The organism is Kineothrix sp. IPX-CK, assembly GCF_039134705.1.
Classification (GTDB): domain Bacteria; phylum Bacillota; class Clostridia; order Lachnospirales; family Lachnospiraceae; genus Kineothrix; species Kineothrix sedimenti.
Map to the genome: position 1 here is coordinate 2021916 of NZ_CP146256.1, position 15521 is coordinate 2037436.

General features: G+C 44.0%; 15 protein-coding genes. 13 read left to right on the plus strand and 2 right to left on the minus strand.

All coding sequences use genetic code 11. The features are described from left to right. Window positions 1-116: 116 nt before the first annotated feature. Together V6984_RS09845 and V6984_RS09850 are read right to left on the minus strand one after the other, a co-directional pair. Complete coding sequence (locus tag V6984_RS09845; RefSeq protein WP_342759606.1) at window positions 117-977, minus strand: HAMP domain-containing sensor histidine kinase; 861 nt, start codon at window positions 975-977, stop codon at window positions 117-119. A gap of 179 nt (window positions 978-1156) precedes the next feature. Beyond that, window positions 1157-1828 carry a response regulator transcription factor gene (locus tag V6984_RS09850; RefSeq protein WP_342759607.1) on the minus strand — a complete coding sequence of 224 codons (672 nt, stop codon included), beginning with the start codon at window positions 1826-1828 and terminating at the stop codon, window positions 1157-1159. Between the two features lie 249 nt (window positions 1829-2077). Between V6984_RS09850 and V6984_RS09855 the strand changes: the two genes are divergently transcribed. The 13 genes from V6984_RS09855 to V6984_RS09915 all read left to right on the plus strand — a co-directional run bounded on the left by V6984_RS09855 (window position 2078) and on the right by V6984_RS09915 (window position 15521). Continuing rightward, window positions 2078-2407, plus strand: coding sequence for a DUF3221 domain-containing protein (locus V6984_RS09855; RefSeq protein WP_342759608.1), 330 nt, complete (start codon window positions 2078-2080; stop codon window positions 2405-2407). Window positions 2408-2693: 286 nt separating this feature from the next. Beyond that, the gene (locus V6984_RS09860) at window positions 2694-4028 is read left to right on the plus strand and encodes an ABC transporter substrate-binding protein (protein WP_342759609.1); all 1335 of its coding nucleotides are present in this window, start codon (window positions 2694-2696) and stop codon (window positions 4026-4028) included. 90 nt (window positions 4029-4118) lie between these two features. Then, window positions 4119-4994 (plus strand): sugar ABC transporter permease, encoded by an 876-nt coding sequence (locus V6984_RS09865; protein ID WP_342759610.1) that lies wholly within the window; start codon window positions 4119-4121, stop codon window positions 4992-4994. Between the two features lies 1 nt (window position 4995). Next, window positions 4996-5802: a carbohydrate ABC transporter permease gene (locus V6984_RS09870; protein ID WP_342759611.1), complete on the plus strand. Its 807-nt coding sequence runs from the start codon at window positions 4996-4998 to the stop codon at window positions 5800-5802. Between the two features lie 29 nt (window positions 5803-5831). Continuing rightward, complete coding sequence (locus V6984_RS09875) at window positions 5832-8198, plus strand: beta-galactosidase (protein ID WP_342759612.1); 2367 nt, start codon at window positions 5832-5834, stop codon at window positions 8196-8198. A 34-nt stretch (window positions 8199-8232) separates the two neighbouring features. Next, window positions 8233-9381, plus strand: a complete 1149-nt coding sequence (gene dgoD, locus V6984_RS09880) for a galactonate dehydratase (protein WP_342759613.1) — start codon at window positions 8233-8235, stop codon at window positions 9379-9381. After that, window positions 9359-10414 carry a 2-dehydro-3-deoxygalactonokinase gene (locus V6984_RS09885; protein WP_342759614.1) on the plus strand — a complete coding sequence of 352 codons (1056 nt, stop codon included), beginning with the start codon at window positions 9359-9361 and terminating at the stop codon, window positions 10412-10414. The genes dgoD and V6984_RS09885 overlap by 23 nt, the downstream gene beginning before the upstream one ends. Next, window positions 10408-11025 carry a bifunctional 4-hydroxy-2-oxoglutarate aldolase/2-dehydro-3-deoxy-phosphogluconate aldolase gene (locus V6984_RS09890; protein ID WP_342759615.1) on the plus strand — a complete coding sequence of 206 codons (618 nt, stop codon included), beginning with the start codon at window positions 10408-10410 and terminating at the stop codon, window positions 11023-11025. Before V6984_RS09885 ends, V6984_RS09890 begins: the two co-directional genes overlap by 7 nt. Window positions 11026-11155: 130 nt before the next feature. Further along, window positions 11156-11971, plus strand: coding sequence for an IclR family transcriptional regulator (locus V6984_RS09895; protein WP_342759617.1), 816 nt, complete (start codon window positions 11156-11158; stop codon window positions 11969-11971). Between the two features lie 252 nt (window positions 11972-12223). Continuing rightward, window positions 12224-13552: a methyl-accepting chemotaxis protein gene (locus tag V6984_RS09900; protein WP_342759618.1), complete on the plus strand. Its 1329-nt coding sequence runs from the start codon at window positions 12224-12226 to the stop codon at window positions 13550-13552. Between the two features lie 159 nt (window positions 13553-13711). Then, window positions 13712-14035 (plus strand): metalloregulator ArsR/SmtB family transcription factor, encoded by a 324-nt coding sequence (locus V6984_RS09905; RefSeq protein ID WP_342759619.1) that lies wholly within the window; start codon window positions 13712-13714, stop codon window positions 14033-14035. After that, window positions 14032-15108: an ACR3 family arsenite efflux transporter gene (gene arsB / locus V6984_RS09910; protein ID WP_342759620.1), complete on the plus strand. Its 1077-nt coding sequence runs from the start codon at window positions 14032-14034 to the stop codon at window positions 15106-15108. Before V6984_RS09905 ends, arsB begins: the two co-directional genes overlap by 4 nt. A 2-nt stretch (window positions 15109-15110) precedes the next feature. Then, the gene (locus tag V6984_RS09915) at window positions 15111-15521 is read left to right on the plus strand and encodes an arsenate reductase ArsC (RefSeq protein ID WP_342759621.1); all 411 of its coding nucleotides are present in this window, start codon (window positions 15111-15113) and stop codon (window positions 15519-15521) included.

Sequence of the window (15521 nt, forward strand, 5' to 3'; positions counted from 1 at the left end):
ACTGTTTTATTACAAAATTGTCACGAACGAAAGTGTGCTTCGCACACTCTCGCGGACAAATCCTCGGCAGCACAGCTTTACAAGATCGTTCCTGTGAAATAAAAAAGAAGCTTTGATTAAACAGCTCCTTTATAAAAACGTATATGAAATTCGGCTCCGTAAGGATTGCTGTTTTGTGCTTTTATTGTCCCGTTTTGTCTGCTGATGATCATGCGGGAAAGAGCCAATCCGATTCCCATGTTTCCCGGACCTGAATTCTTCCCTTTGTAAAAGCGTTCAAATAAATGGGGTAAGTCTTCGATGGCAATGCCTGAGCCGGTATCCGATATGATGATTTCTGTGTAAAGAGGATTTTCGGAAGCTGTAATTTTTACGGCTCCATTTTCCGGTATATGCTCCAGACAGTTTTTGAGGATGTTGCCTATCGCTTCCATAGACCAGAAGAAATCTCCCTTAAAACAAACGTTATCTGCTATGGTGATTTCCAGGGCTATGTCTTTTATCTCCAGCAAGATTTCCAGAGGAGCCAGAGATTTCTGAATCAGCTCTTTTACCTTTATGGGAGTTTGTTCGAAGGCAACGACGCCGGATTCCAGCTGGGCTATCTTCAGCAAAGCGGCTATCAGCCATTCAATGCGGGTGAGGAGACTGACGATTTCCCTTATATATTCGCTTCTTTGCTCCGGCTGCAATTCTTTCCGTCCAAGACGTGGAACGAGCATGCGGATGGAGGTAAGGGGCGTTCTGATTTGATGGGAGATATCGGCGATGGAGCTGCTCAAGTGACTTTTCTCCTTTTGCAGCAGTTCGGTTTGTTCCTGTAAACGCATGGTCATTTTATATATTTCACTGGAAAGCAGAGCCAATTCGCCTTCCTTATCCGGAGCGAAATTCGTTCTTTGCCTGCTATGGAGAATGGAGTCCACCTGATTGCTTAATGAAGAAATAGCCTTGTACCGCTTCGTGGTAAATCCCATAAACAATGATAAGGCAACCGCACATACTGCTAAAACATAGACGGCCGCCGAAGCGCTGAGCAAAAAGGACCCAGAGACGGCAAATAAGGTAAATAGTGCATAGAGTGCTAATAAATTTTTTATCTCAGGATTTCTAAGAAGATGCATATCAATGACCGTTCCCTTTCCAATATATTAATTTATTCTCCCAGCATATATCCTAATCCCCGGATGGTTCTTATGATTGTTGGGGAAGTAGGATCCTCTTCGATTTTGTCGCGAAGCCTTTTGATATAGACGGTTAAGGTATTGTCATATACATAATCTCCGGCTATATCCCAGATTTCTTCAAGCAGACGGTTTCTGGACAATACGGTGCCCTGATGGTTAAAGAACACTAATAATAATCGATATTCCAGCGGAGACAGAAGTATTTCGTGTCCATTCCTGGAAACAACAGCTTTCAAAGTGTCTATCTTCAGTCCTGCGGTTTCGAATACAACAGGGCCTTTCCCGTTGCGGCGCAGAACATTTTTTATCCTGGATATTAATTCCATTGGCCGAAATGGTTTTGTAATATAGTCGTCGGCGCCTAAGTCAAATCCTGTTACGATGCTTGCCTCATCGTCCATGGCAGTCAGGAAAATGACAGGAGTCTCGCCCTTACGCTTTATGGCTGTACAAAGAGAATAACCGTTTCCGTCAGGTAAGGTCAAATCGAGAAGAATCAAGTCAAAAACGTTTTGATCAATTTCCTGAAGCGCGGCTTCTCTGGTCATTACACTGTAGACCTTAAAGCCCTCGTCTTCTAATAAAATGCGAAGATTTTGGACAATTTCCAGATTATCTTCAATAATTAAAATATTTGTCATAGCAATAACCACGCCCTTTCCGTTACCGGCTAATCTTGCCCGCAGATATAATATATTAACATGCGGTAATTGCAGCTTGTATTGTTCTTAGTTATAAATTATAATACACGCATGTTCAAAAAACAACATGTGGGCGTAATCCCAAGAAATGGCAAAAACATACCGGTTGCGAAGCGAAACGGGATTATGATATAATCTATAATTATAAGTAAACTATCACATCAGTAAATGAATAAAAGGAAAATAGATATGCAAATCAAGAAGAAAAAATTGTTTATTCTCTTTATTGTAATAGGATTACTTTTGGTATGCTTGTTTCTTGTACTGTTTATGCAGTTCAAAAAAAATACTAAGCAGACTGAAAGCAGTATAGCGGGAACGATTGTAGAAATCCGGGAAGACAGCATATTATTTCAGGATGAAGCAGGCGGTGAGTATATTGTCTATTTTGATTCCGATTATAGAGGCCAAGCGCTGGAAACACTTGCTGCGGGTACAGAAGTGAAAATTTGGTTTTCGGGCCAGATTGCGGAGTCATATCCGATGCAGATTGTCGCATATGAAATTGAAATAAAATAATGGTATTGTTCGAGTAAGGTCAGAGCAGCTTTTGGAGCGGAAAGATTCCGGTTCCGATGCTGCGGTATGACCTTATTTTTTTGTGCAATTAAGAAAATCCTCTCGTTTATTGTTTCTGTATTTTTTCACAATCTGAAACGATGATTTTTGTGAATAATGATAATTTTTTGAAATGTTGGGGATTCTTATTGCGAATATGCTTATGGTATGTTACTATATGCCTACAAACGATATATACGAACACTGTTCGGATATACAAACAAAGATAAAACAAGGAGGAAATAAAATGAAGAAAAGGTTAGGATTGCTGCTGGCAACGGGAATGCTTTCATTTAGCATGATTTTGGCCGGCTGCGGCAATAGCAGCAAGGAAAACGGAGCAAGCGGAGCTGCTGAGACGAAGGAAGAAGCTGCGGCAGAGGAAACACAGAAGATTACAGTATGGGCGTGGGATGATAATTTCAACGTTGCTGTCATGAAGACTGCGGCGGAGTATTATAAGAAATTGAATCCGGATGCAAAGGTAGAAATTGAAGTAATCTCCAACTCCAAGGAGGATATTTATAAGAAGCTGCAGACGGGTCTGGCATCCGGCGGTAAGAGCTTGCCTGATATCTGTCTGATTGAAGACTACAGCATATACCAATACTTAAATTCTTACTCTAAATATTTTTATCCCTTGAGCGATGACTTGGATTACAGCCAGTTCTCCCCGTATAAGGTAGAGGTGATGACCTATAATGACAAGGCATACGGCGTTCCCTTCGACGCAGGAGTAACAGGACTCTTTTACCGTACCGATTACTTAGAGCAGGCAGGTTTTACGGCAGCGGATCTGGAAGATATTACGTGGGACCGCTTCATCGAAATCGGTAAGCAGGTAGAGGAGCAGACCGGGGTGAAGATGACCGTAGCAAATGGTACCAACTATTCCTCGCTGTTTCGTACGATGATGCAGTCTGCGGGAGCATGGTACTGCGATTCCAACGGAGAGTTGACGATTACGAATAACGATGTTTTAAAAGAATCTTTAGAGACGATTAAGAAAATGCGCGATGCAGGAGTTATCTTGGAATGTGCAGATGATTCCACCCTTGCGGGAGCTATTAATGACGGAACCACAGCGTCGGTCATCAACGCGGCATGGAGAGTATCCACCATAAAAGCGGAACCGGAACAGTCCGGAAAATGGGCGGTTGCTTCCACTCCCAGACTGAACAATGCTAATTCCGTAAATGCATCGAATACGGGCGGTTCAAGCTGGTATGTTTTGGACAATGGACAGGATAAGGGAGCAATTGCAGATTTTCTCAAAACAGTATATGCGGGCGATGTAGACTTTTACAGCGATATTCTAGTAAATCAAGGAGCAGTAGGCACCTATCTCCCGGCACAGGAGGGACAGGCATATCAGACCGAAGACGAGTTCTTCGGAGGTCAGAAAGTGTTTGCAGAGTTTGCTGGCTGGCTGCCGGAAGTACCTTCCGTAATGTATGGCAAGAACGTGCCGGAAGCAAATACCGCGGTAAACACTGCTCTGTTTAGCTACTTGCAGGGAGATATTACTGTAGAAGAGGCCCTGACGCAGGCAGAGGACCAATTAAAGAACCAGATTCAGTAAGAAATGAAGGCAGGATAGATATATGGATTTACCGGTACGCCGTAGCGTCCGGTGAATCCATAGCACTGCTTTGAGAAGAAAGGTGATGACATGAAAAAAACGCAGAATACGGTCAACTATAATAAATATGGTTGGTTCTTTATTTCTTTCGCGATGCTTGCTTTTGTATTGTTTACGCTTTACCCGATGATAGAATCTTTAAGCCTTTCCTTTAAGGTGTTGAGGGACGGAGAATATGTCTTCGGCGGCCTGACGAATATAAAACGTTTGCTGGGCGATAAGATTTTTCATAAAACGATTGGAAATACGTTTCTCTTTTTGGCAATTCAAGCCCCGCTCATGCTCATGCTGGCGTTGGTGTATGCGACTATTCTGAATGCCCCCAAGCTGAGATTTCGGACTTTTTACCGTACGGCGATCTTTGTGCCTTGCGTTACATCGCTGGTAGCATATTCCGTATTGTTCAAATTAATGTTCGCAAACGATGGTATCATCAATTACTTATTGGTAAATTTGCACCTGATAGACGAACCGATTTTCTTTTTAAACGATCCGTTTTGGGCAAGAGTAGTTATTATTCTCGCTATGACATGGCGGTGGACAGGCTATAATATGATGTTTTATTTGGCGGCACTGCAAAATATTCCGGCGGAAACCTATGAGGCCGCGAGGGTAGACGGTGCGAACGCGGTACAGACCCTCTTTAAGATTACAATACCGCAGCTAAAACCTATTATTTTATTGACGACGATAATGACGACAAATGGTACATTGCAGTTATTCGACGAGCCGATGAATATTACCGGAGGCGGTCCGGCGGAAATGACGACTACAATGTCACAGTATATATATAACAACGCATTCGTTTATGCACCTAATTTCGGCTATTCCGTATCGATGTCCTATGTAATCGTAACATTGGTGGCGCTGCTGGCATTCGTACAGTTCAAGGTGGGAAAGGACTAATATGAGAAAAATAAAATTAATATTGAAACATGCTTTTTTAATGATATCTTCTCTGATTTGTCTTTTTCCATTTTACTGGATGGTTGTCGGAGCGACGAATCTTTCGAAGGACATTACGAAAGGAAAGCTTTGGTTTGGAACGGAATTCATGAATAATTTCCGGGCGGTTCAAGATACGGCAGATATTTTTCAGGCAATCCTCAACACGGCTACTATTACGATCATTCAGGTTCCGTTAGCTCTTTTGATCTGTTCCATGGCAGGCTACGGCTTCGAAAAATATCCGAGCAAGGCAAGAAATAAATTATTCAACGTATTCCTGCTGACAATGATGATTCCCTTTGCGGCAATCATGATTCCGCTCTTTAATTTTGTATTCGATGTAGGATTGATCGATACAAAAGTGAGCGTAATCGTAGCTGCGTTATCGAATACTTTTTTGATTTTCTTCTTCAGGCAGAGCTTTAAGGCCCTTCCAAATGAAATGATCGAAGCTGCGAGAATCGATGGAGCCAGCGAAATCGGGATATTCTTCCGAATCGCCATGCCTCCTATGAAATCTACCTTCGCGGCAGGTTTTATCTACGCCTTCATGAAAGAATGGAACAATTACCTGTGGCCGTTACTTACCCTTCAATCCAGTGAAAACAGAACACTGACGCTGTTCCTATCCTCCATATCCTCCGCTTATTACGTGGACTATGGGCAAATACTGGTTTCTGTTGTAATCGCAACCCTGCCGACCATACTGATATTCATGACGATGCAGAAGCATTTTGTCAGTGGTATCCTCGGCGCAAGCAAATAGAGCAAAAGATATAGAAAGGACAAAACACGATGACTACATCCTATCACATAGACACAAAAAATATAGCTCCTGCTATATATCCCTGCCCTGTTCCTTACAGCGGAACAAATCCAAACGGAGATACCATAGATTTTTCCAATTATTATATGGAATACAATAAGCGGCCTTATTATGCGGTCTCAGGAGAAATGCATTTTTCCAGAATCGAGGAACGCTTTTGGGAGGATGAGATCATTAAGATGAAGATGGCCGGTATTACGATGATATCAACCTATTTGTTCTGGATCCATCACGAGGAAGAAAGAGGTGTCTTTGACTGGAGCGGAAATAAGAACATCCGTAAATTTACAAGGCTGTGCAAAGAACACGGCATCTTTCTTATCCTGAGGGTAGGGCCTTTTTCTCATGGAGAGTGTAGAAACGGCGGATTTCCGGATTGGATGTTCGGTGCACAGTATGATGTAAGAAGCAACGACGAGGAGTATCTTTTTTATGTAAAAAGATATTTTAAGGAAATTGGGGAACAAGTCAAAGGGCTGATGTTCAAAGACGGAGGTCCGGTTGTCAGCGTACAGATAGAAAATGAATACGAACATGCGTCTTCTCCCTGGGAGCTCACCACCGAAAACAGCGGAGAATGGACGGCCAGCGGCAATGAGGGCGGTTCTCATTTACAGATACTAAAGGATATGGCGATAGAGGAAGGGCTGATCACGCCGCTTTACAGTACTACGGCGTGGGGTGGAGCATGTGCGCCTATAGAGACCGTCCTGCCCCTGTGGGGAGGCTATGCATACTGGCCGTGGATTTTCTATGGGGACGACATCAAGGAACATCCGGCTACGACAGAGTTCATATATAAAGACTTTCATAACAATTATGCGCCCAAATACTATAATTTTGATCCCGAATATCCGCCGGAAGATTTCCCTTTCGTCTGCTGCGAAATGGGAGGCGGTATGGCGAATTATTATAGATATCGCTTTCAGCTTCCCTTTAGGAGTGTAGAGGCGTTAGCGAATATCAAGACTGCAAGCGGATGCAATTTCTTAGGCTATTATATGTTTCACGGAGGAAGCAATCCCAAAGGAAAACGGGTACCTTTCTTAAATGAATGTGCGCTTCCTAAGATTTCCTATGATTATCAGGCAGCAGTAGGCGAATATGGTCAGATTAGGGATTCTTATAAACGAGTGAAGCTTCTGCATTATTTTTATAAGGATTTTGAGGAGCAGCTCTGCAATATGAAAACGGTATTGCCGCAGGAAGCGGCCGATATGGATCAGAAGGATACAACGACGCTTCGATATTGTGTCAGAAGCAATAAAAACAGCGGTTTCCTTTTCATCAATAATTTTCAGGATCACGTGGAAATGAGCGATCAGCAGGATTTTTCTGTTATGGTGCAGACGGGAGAGGAGTCCGTGCGTATTCCGCAGGCCGGTGGAATGTCGCTTAGGAAGGAGGCGAGCTGTATCCTGCCTTTTAATATGGACCTGGATGGACAGCTGCTGGAATACGCTACGGCACAGCCTATTTTGAAAATGCAGGATAACGGCATTTGGCATTATTTTTTCTTCGTTCCCGAGGGAATGAAGCCTGAGTTTAAGCTGAAAGGAAGGGATACGATTTATGTGCCGGAGGATAAGAGCAGCAGGACGGTAATCCGCGGAGAGGATGGAAGAGAAATTGTCCTTTGTGTTCTCAATCGCCAGGACAGCTTAAGGCTGTGGAAAATTGACAGAAAAGACGGAGAGATGCTCATACTTTCCGATGAGACCGTTTTGGAGGATAGAGGAAAGATAAGGATAGAAAGTATCGGAAAAGAAAGCGGGACTATTGCGGTATTTCCTCAGCGCGATCAACCGGTTACCGTGGGCGGCAAAGGCTATGAGGCAGTTTCACAAGGAGAGATTTTCACCTATTATGAAGTCTCATACGGAAAGAATGAAGTGGAATTTCAGTGGGAGGACATCAGCTCCAAGGAAAAGGCAAGCAGCGGAGGCTTGAAGCGTCCGGTAATCGGAAGTCCCATTACATCCACGAAAATTGTCAACGCCAGAGCAAAGGTCACTATGCCTGAGGAGGCCTTTGATAATTGCAAACAAATATTGATGCAAGTAGATTATATCGGAGATATCGGATACGCATTTTCAGACGGAGATTTAATCAACGACAATTTCAGCAACGGAGCGGTATGGGAATTCGGCATTAAAGCATATGAAAAGGAAATCGTTGAAAAAGGCTTTCACATATATGTTTCGCCTAAGCGTAAGGGCAGTCATGTGAACTCGGACTCTGAGATGGCTGCACGTTTTGAAGTATATGATGAGGCAGTAGCCCAGATTCACGGGATACGCGCGGTTCCGGTGTTCGATTGTTTGACGGATTTATAGAAGGATGAAAGCTTGAAAGGAGAGTGAAGATAGAATGAAAATCACGAAATTGGAATTATTTAAAGTGCCGCCCAGATGGTTGTTTCTCAAGATTTCAACCGATGAAGGATATACAGGCTGGGGCGAGCCGGTAGTGGAAGGAAGAGCGGATACGGTAAAGGCTGCGGTCATGGAACTTAGCACTTATTTGATTGGAGCAGACCCCATGAAAATAGAAGATTTGTGGCAGGTTCTCTACAGAGGCGGCTTCTATCGTGGAGGTCCGGTTCTTACATCGGCGATTTCCGGTATCGAGCAGGCGTTTTGGGACATAAAGGGCAAGTATTACAACGCACCGGTTTATGAGTTATTAGGAGGAGCATGCAGGGACAGGATAAAGGTCTATTCGTGGATAGGAGGCGAGAAGCCGGACGAGGTAGCGAAGCTTGCGAAGGAAAAAAAGGAGCAGGGATTTTCGGCCATTAAGATGAACGCTGCCGGAGAAATGAACTATATCGATGATTTCAGCAAGGTGATGGGAGTGGTGGAGAGAGTTGCCACCATCCGCGAGACATGCGGAATTGACTTTGGAATTGCCGTAGACTTTCATGGGCGGGTACATAAGCCTATGGCGAAGGTCATGGTAAAGGAATTGGAGAAATATCACCTGATGTTTATCGAGGAGCCGGTGCTTTGCGAAAATTACGAAGCCTTTTCTGAAATCGCATCTTATACCTCCGCACCTATTGCTACGGGGGAACGCCTTTATACGAGATGGGATTTTAAGAAAATTTTTGAGCAGGGCGCAGTCAATATCATCCAGCCGGATCTGTCCCATGCTGGAGGTATTCTGGAATGTAAGAAAATTGCGGCGATGGCGGAAGCCTACGATATGGCGGTAGCGCCCCACTGTCCTCTCGGACCGATTGCTCTGGCTGCGTGCATTCAGCTGGATGCATGTACACCGAATGCGGTGATTCAGGAACAGAGCATAGGAATTCATTATAACAAAGGAAACGACGTATTGGATTTCTTGAAGGACAAGACAGTATTCAAATATGAAGACGGGTATGTATCCCTGCCGGCAGGACCGGGGCTCGGTATCGAAATCGATGAGGATGTAGTGCGCGAATTGGATAAGACAGGGCATAGCTGGAAGAATCTTGTGTGGAGAAATCTTGATGGAACAGTTGCAGAATGGTAGAAAGGAACAGAGGGGAAATCAGGTGGAAGAATGCTGTTTAGTAATCGACGGAGGCACGACAAATACCCGTTTTGTGCTGGTAAATCCAAAAAACGGAAAAGTGCTTGCGAGAATGGAGCGCAGGGTGGGAGCGACGGATGCCGCTTCCTTGTCCTCCAATGAAAAGCTGAAAGAAAGCGTGAAAGCTGCAATCACCGAATTGCAGAAAAAAAATAAATGCGTGATCAAGCAAATCTACGCTTCTGGAATGATTACCTCCAATGCGGGACTGTACGAGCTTTCCCATATCGAAGCTCCTGCCACGGCCGGGGACATAAGAAACGGAATCAAGACAGTGATACTGCCAGAGGTCGGAGGGAACATAGAATTTCACTTTATACCCGGAGTAAAGTTTCAGAACCAGCGGGAAATCGGAATCGATATGATGCGGGGCGAAGAGGTGGAAATATTCGGGGCGCTGGAGGCGGAAGATTTCCATAAATCAGTTATGTTCATACATTTCGGTTCCCATAATAAGCTGATATCCGTTCAAAACGGCGTAATATGCAATGCTGTTACGACGATAAGCGGTGAGCTGATTTGGGCGATTGCCAAGGAAACAATACTTAAGAGCTCGATCGGCAGCTTTAAAGAGGCTTTTGAAATGGATGAGGAATATGTAAAATTGGGGTACTATGAGACGAAGAGGAACAATATTTCGAGAGCGCTGTTCGTAGCGAGGATTCATCAGGTAATGAACAAAGCCACCCCGGGACAGGTGAAATCCTATTTATACGGAGCCATGACCTTTATCGATTTCCAGGCATTCTCTGAGCTTATGACGAAAAAGACGGATAAAATAGTTCTTTATGGCAGAGAAACTTTTATCGAGGCATTCAAAATCTGTATACCGCTTTGGGAAGAAATCGTACCGGATGGAATCTGCATAAGAGAAATCGGCTTTGCACAAAGCGAACAGCTTAGTCTGAATGGTATTCGCACAATTCTGTCAAACTGTTTGGAAGAAGCGGAAAGGGCGGAGAAAATATGTTAAAACAACATTTTTATGACACAAGAGTCATTGCTATTTTAAGAGGTGCCGCAGGAAAGGATTTGGAGGAACTGGCAGAGGCCATCTGTGTGGGCGGAATTATGTTTTCGGAGGTGACGTTGAACTCACCGGATGCCCTTTTATCCATTGAGCGCCTGAGGGAGACCTTCGACGGAAAGATGCACATAGGAGCGGGAACTGTAACGAATCTGAAGGCGGTGAGGGAAGCCGTGGCAGCGGGGGCGGAGTTTATCGTTACGCCTAATATCGACGCCGATGTTATACGCTACTGTGTCTCCAAAGATATCCTCATCACTCCGGGGGCGCTTACCCCTACTGAAATCGAAGAGGCCATGCGCTTTGGCAGCGAATTCGTGAAGGTATTTCCCGTGGGAAGGCTGGGGGCAGGATATATTAAGGATGTTCTGGCACCTTATGATAAAGCGAAGCTGATTGCTGTGGGAGGCATAAATGCAGAAAACAGCGAAGAATATAGGAAAAACGGAGCCTTTGGAATCGGAGTGGGAGGAAGCCTGTGTAAGATACCGGAGGACAGGGACTTTGGAAAAATCAGCGATTATGCCAGAAGACTGGTGGAGTCCTTCAGAAGATAAAAAATAAGGTCAGGAAGGTTCGTTCAAGGCTGATGGCTGAACTGTTACGGATTTTCTTCTTCCCGGTTTGGGAAATACTGACAAAATCTGAAGTATGTGATAAAATGAATCATCGGTACCGGCTGCCCGGATGGATGTACGGATGGTGGAAAACGAAGAGAAAGAGGATAGGAATATGGCATATACGGAGCATAGGTCTACGGCAAGGATTCTGCGGATTCTTGAACTGGTGGCGCAAAAGGAAGAAGGATATACTTTATCTAAGCTGGCGGAGCTTTTGGATGCGCCGAAGGGAAGCATTTTCCCGATGATACAGACCTTGAAAGAATTCCATTTCCTGAGGCAGGAGGAACACACCGGCTTATACAAAATCGGGCCTGCCGCATTTCAAGTCGGAATGTCGTTCGTGAATAACGGCGGCACTTTGAAATATGTGGAGAAGGTGTTGGAGGATATCGTTGATCAATGTCTGGAGACGGTCCATTTTGCAGTTCTGGATAAGGGTAATGTAGTCTATTTATTAAAAAAGGACTCGCCCCAGGCGATCCGGATGACTTCCTCTGTTGGAAAAACCTTGCCCGCTTATGCTACGGGGATAGGGAAGGCCCTGCTTTTGGACTGTTCCCTGGAGGAGCTTCACAGGATATATCCCGACGGGCTGCACAAGATGACGGAGAATACCATCGTCGATTTCGATATGCTCCACGATCAGCTTACCGGTTTTCGCGGGGATGATGTGTCCTATGAATACGAAGAATCCAACAAGGATGTACAATGCGTGGCGGTGGCAATCCGTAAGTCAGGTAAGATCATTGCCAGCGTCAGTGTAGCGGTTCCGGTATTCCGCTGTACCGATGAAAAACAGCTGGAAATCAAAGAAATTCTATTAAGAGCTAAAAAGGTATTAGAGAATTATTTCATGAATGAAACGGTGAGCTTCAGCTAGATTTATAGTTTGCTGTGCCTGTATATAATCTGATCGATCATATAGTTTTATGTATGCCTCTCAGCGCTGCTGCTGAGAGGCCTTTATTTTTTTACAGCAGGTTCGGTTGCATCTGCTGTAAATAGCTATAATAAGATTTTAATAAAGATAATAAGAATTTAATAATAGATTCACGCGGAAACACAAGACAAAAAATGGAAAAAGTATTATAATGAATCTATCTTACAAGAGAAAAAGGAGAGAAACATACATATGGAAATGGATGTGACAAAGAAAAATAAAGCGTGGATACGTCTTCTGTGTATGATTGCCGGACCGGTAATCGCCTTCGGTCTGATAACTGTTTTTATACTGATGCAGGTAGCGGGGCAAAGGATGACCGTTGGATTTGCGATATTGGTTCTCGCCGTACTTTTGGTATTGTTAGGGGCGGTAATATTCGGCTTTATTGAAGCTATTTTGAGAAATCTGGGGAAAATGGCTAAGAACTTCGATAAGATCGCGGACGGAACGATGACGTTAGACGGCAATAAGCTGACGGAGCGTAAAGATGAGCTGGGACAGATGATGCGAAATGTGAACGAGATGATGAAGTCCTTTGCAAAGGTCGTAGTGGGAATAAAGAATGCCGTAGATTCTTTGGATTCTGTTTCCGGCGATTTTCGTGAATCCTTTGATAACATGGCGAAGGCTATGGAGCAGGTAGGCCGTGAGGTAGAGAGCATCACTTCGAATACCGTATCGCAGGCTGACCAGACGAAAGAAATTGAAAGCGAGATACTGGACATCAGTCATGCAATAGAGACCATTGCGGCGAACATAGAGGCACTTACCGAGAGTGCGGATAAGATGAAGGATTATAATCAATCCTCCGAAGAAATTATGCAGGAGCTTGTAACTATCAGCGAGGAGAACAGCGAGTCGATTGAAAATGTCAGAAGCCAGACGGATCTTACCAATCAGTCGGCACTGGAAATTCGTCAGGCTACAGAAATCATTGCGGGAATTGCGAGCCAGACCAATCTGCTTGCACTGAATGCTTCCATAGAGGCGGCGAGAGCCGGGGAACAGGGAAAAGGCTTCGCAGTGGTTGCCGAGGAGATACGTACCTTGGCGGACCAGTCGAGAGAATCTTCCGAGCATATCAGCAAGATCGTCAACATATTGATCGAGAATTCGAACGTGAGCGTGGACGTTACTCAGAAGGTATCCGATGCGTTTGTACAGCAGAACGAGAAGATCCGCCAGACAAAGGATATTTTTGCAAAGCTTAATCAGGAGATTATCAGCGTTGGTTCTTCCATCGATGGTATCAATACTGAGGTCAATACACTGGATGGCCATAAGGATGTGATGAAGGATGGTATCGTTTCTTTGGCGGATGCGGCTGAGAGGAATACGGCAAGCGCAAGGGAGACTACCAATGCGATGCTGGAATTTGAAGGTCTTGTGACCGACTGTAAGCAGGCAACGAACAAGATTACTTCGGTAACTCATGACCTGGTAGAAAATATCGAAAAAATCGGCATGACGGCGGAGCGCAGAAAGGCTATGTTCGAAAATAGTATAATAGGCGGTTGAAATGGACTGAACCAAAATATAATTGGAAATTGATAAGCTGAGGCGGACCTAAAAACGGGTTCCGCCTTTTTTATATTAAAATATCAATTTCATATTGATATTTTTCGATATGATGCATATAATATATCATATCGAAAAATATAGATTTGAGGTGATAATATGGACTACTATTTGGAGAATATAAAAGTATTCAAAGCATTGGGCGATCCCAAGAGAGCTATGATCGTAGATATGCTATCCTGCGGGGAACTGTGCGCCTGCAAAATTTTAGAAAAGTTTGAAATGTCCCAATCCACGCTGTCTCATCATATGAGACTCTTATGTAAAAGTGGAATCGTCAAGGCAAGGGAGGAAGGTAAGTGGACGTATTACTCTCTGGATGAGGAAACTATCGGTAAGACAAAGCAGTTTTTTACTTTCATCACAACCCAAAAGGGAAAATGCATTTGCAGAGAAAAAGAGAAAGCCGGTGATATGATATGAGTATAGAAAAAAACAAAGGAATCAGCTTTTTTGAAAAGTATCTTACCATTTGGGTGATGCTGTGCATGACAGCAGGTATTATGATTGGAAAGTTCCTGCCCTCAATTCCGGCAGTTTTAGAGAGATTTCAATATGCGGGCCAGAACCTTCCGATTGCTGTTCTCATTTGGGTTATGATTTACCCCATGATGATGAAAATAGATTTTCAGTCCATCAAAAATGTCGGAAAACATCCTTCGGGTATTCTTATATCTAGTGGCAGCAGCTGGCTTATCAAGCCTTTTCTCATGTTTGGACTGGCGACCTTGTTTTTTAAGGTGATTTTTCAAGCCTTCATTCCTGCTGATTTGGCACAGGACTTTGTAACAGGTGCCGTATTGCTGGGAACAGCACCTTGCACGGCGATGGTATTTGTGTGGAGCAATCTCACGAAGGGGGATCCGGCACATACTCTTGTGCAGGTTTCTATAAATGACTTATTGATCCTCGTACTGTTTGTACCGCTGGTACAATTATTGCTCGGTGTGAATGGCGTTCATATTCCATGGGATACACTTGTGTTTTCTATTATTTTATTCGTTGTAGTACCGCTGGTAGGCGGTGTGTTCACACGTTTTCTGATGATTCAAAAAAAGGGTGAGCAATATTTCAATGAAAAGTTTGTCCCCCAATTTGATCGCATAACTACATTAGGGCTGCTTCTTACCCTGATCATTATTTTTTCCTTCCAAGGCGACATTATTTTAGAACAGCCGCTGTACGTTTTGCTGATTGCAGTTCCGTTGATTCTGCAAAATGTGATTTCTGCCAATTTCACTTATCTGCTGTGTAGATGGACAAAGCAGCCTCACAATATCGCGGCTCCTGCCTCTTTGATCGCAGCCTCGGATTTTTTTGAATTGTCAGTGGCAGTAGCGATCGCTTTGTTTGGTCCTGATTCTCCGGTTGTTCTTGCCTGTACCGTAGGAGTATTGACCGAGGTGCCTGTTATGCTTTTATTGGTCCGCTTTATCGATAAGACCCGCCATTGGTTCCCTGTACCAGCTGCTGAAACTGTAAGGAGGCAAGTATAAAGATGATAAAGGTCGCGTTTATTTGTGTGCATAATTCTTGCAGAAGCCAGATTGCAGAAGCGCTGGGACGGTATCTTGCCGGTGATGTTTTTGAAAGCTATTCCGCAGGAACGGAAACGAAGCAGCAGATCAATCAGGATGCCGTGAGGCTGATGAAACAGTTTTATGGAATTGACATGGAAGCCGTACAGTATAGTAAGCGTTTATGTGATATTCCGCCTGTAGATATGGTGGTCACCATGGGTTGTAATGTGGAATGCCCGTATCTGCCATGTAAGAAGCGTGAAGATTGGGGGCTGGACGATCCTACGGGAAAGAGTGATGATGAATTTGCTGAAGTTATATGGAAGATTGAGAATAATATTTTATCTCTTAAAGAACGGCTTTCACACTATTTTTTAGATAAGGATTGA

What these genes read in the sequence shown, in the direction of transcription:
- V6984_RS09855 (WP_342759608.1), top strand. Translation starts at nt 2,078, where the DNA reads ATGCAAATCAAGAAGAAAAAATTGTTTATTCTCTTTATTGTAATAGGA.
- dgoD (WP_342759613.1), top strand. Translation starts at nt 8,233, where the DNA reads ATGAAAATCACGAAATTGGAATTATTTAAAGTGCCGCCCAGATGGTTG.
- V6984_RS09885 (WP_342759614.1), top strand. Translation starts at nt 9,359, where the DNA reads ATGGAACAGTTGCAGAATGGTAGAAAGGAACAGAGGGGAAATCAGGTG.
- V6984_RS09900 (WP_342759618.1), top strand. Translation starts at nt 12,224, where the DNA reads ATGGAAATGGATGTGACAAAGAAAAATAAAGCGTGGATACGTCTTCTG.
- V6984_RS09845 (WP_342759606.1), bottom strand. Translation starts at nt 977, where the DNA reads ATGGGATTTACCACGAAGCGGTACAAGGCTATTTCTTCATTAAGCAAT.
- V6984_RS09915 (WP_342759621.1), top strand. Translation starts at nt 15,111, where the DNA reads ATGATAAAGGTCGCGTTTATTTGTGTGCATAATTCTTGCAGAAGCCAG.
- arsB (WP_342759620.1), top strand. Translation starts at nt 14,032, where the DNA reads ATGAGTATAGAAAAAAACAAAGGAATCAGCTTTTTTGAAAAGTATCTT.
- V6984_RS09890 (WP_342759615.1), top strand. Translation starts at nt 10,408, where the DNA reads ATGTTAAAACAACATTTTTATGACACAAGAGTCATTGCTATTTTAAGA.
- V6984_RS09870 (WP_342759611.1), top strand. Translation starts at nt 4,996, where the DNA reads ATGAGAAAAATAAAATTAATATTGAAACATGCTTTTTTAATGATATCT.
- V6984_RS09850 (WP_342759607.1), bottom strand. Translation starts at nt 1,828, where the DNA reads ATGACAAATATTTTAATTATTGAAGATAATCTGGAAATTGTCCAAAAT.
- V6984_RS09860 (WP_342759609.1), top strand. Translation starts at nt 2,694, where the DNA reads ATGAAGAAAAGGTTAGGATTGCTGCTGGCAACGGGAATGCTTTCATTT.
- V6984_RS09895 (WP_342759617.1), top strand. Translation starts at nt 11,156, where the DNA reads ATGGATGTACGGATGGTGGAAAACGAAGAGAAAGAGGATAGGAATATG.
- V6984_RS09905 (WP_342759619.1), top strand. Translation starts at nt 13,712, where the DNA reads ATGGACTACTATTTGGAGAATATAAAAGTATTCAAAGCATTGGGCGAT.
- V6984_RS09875 (WP_342759612.1), top strand. Translation starts at nt 5,832, where the DNA reads ATGACTACATCCTATCACATAGACACAAAAAATATAGCTCCTGCTATA.
- V6984_RS09865 (WP_342759610.1), top strand. Translation starts at nt 4,119, where the DNA reads ATGAAAAAAACGCAGAATACGGTCAACTATAATAAATATGGTTGGTTC.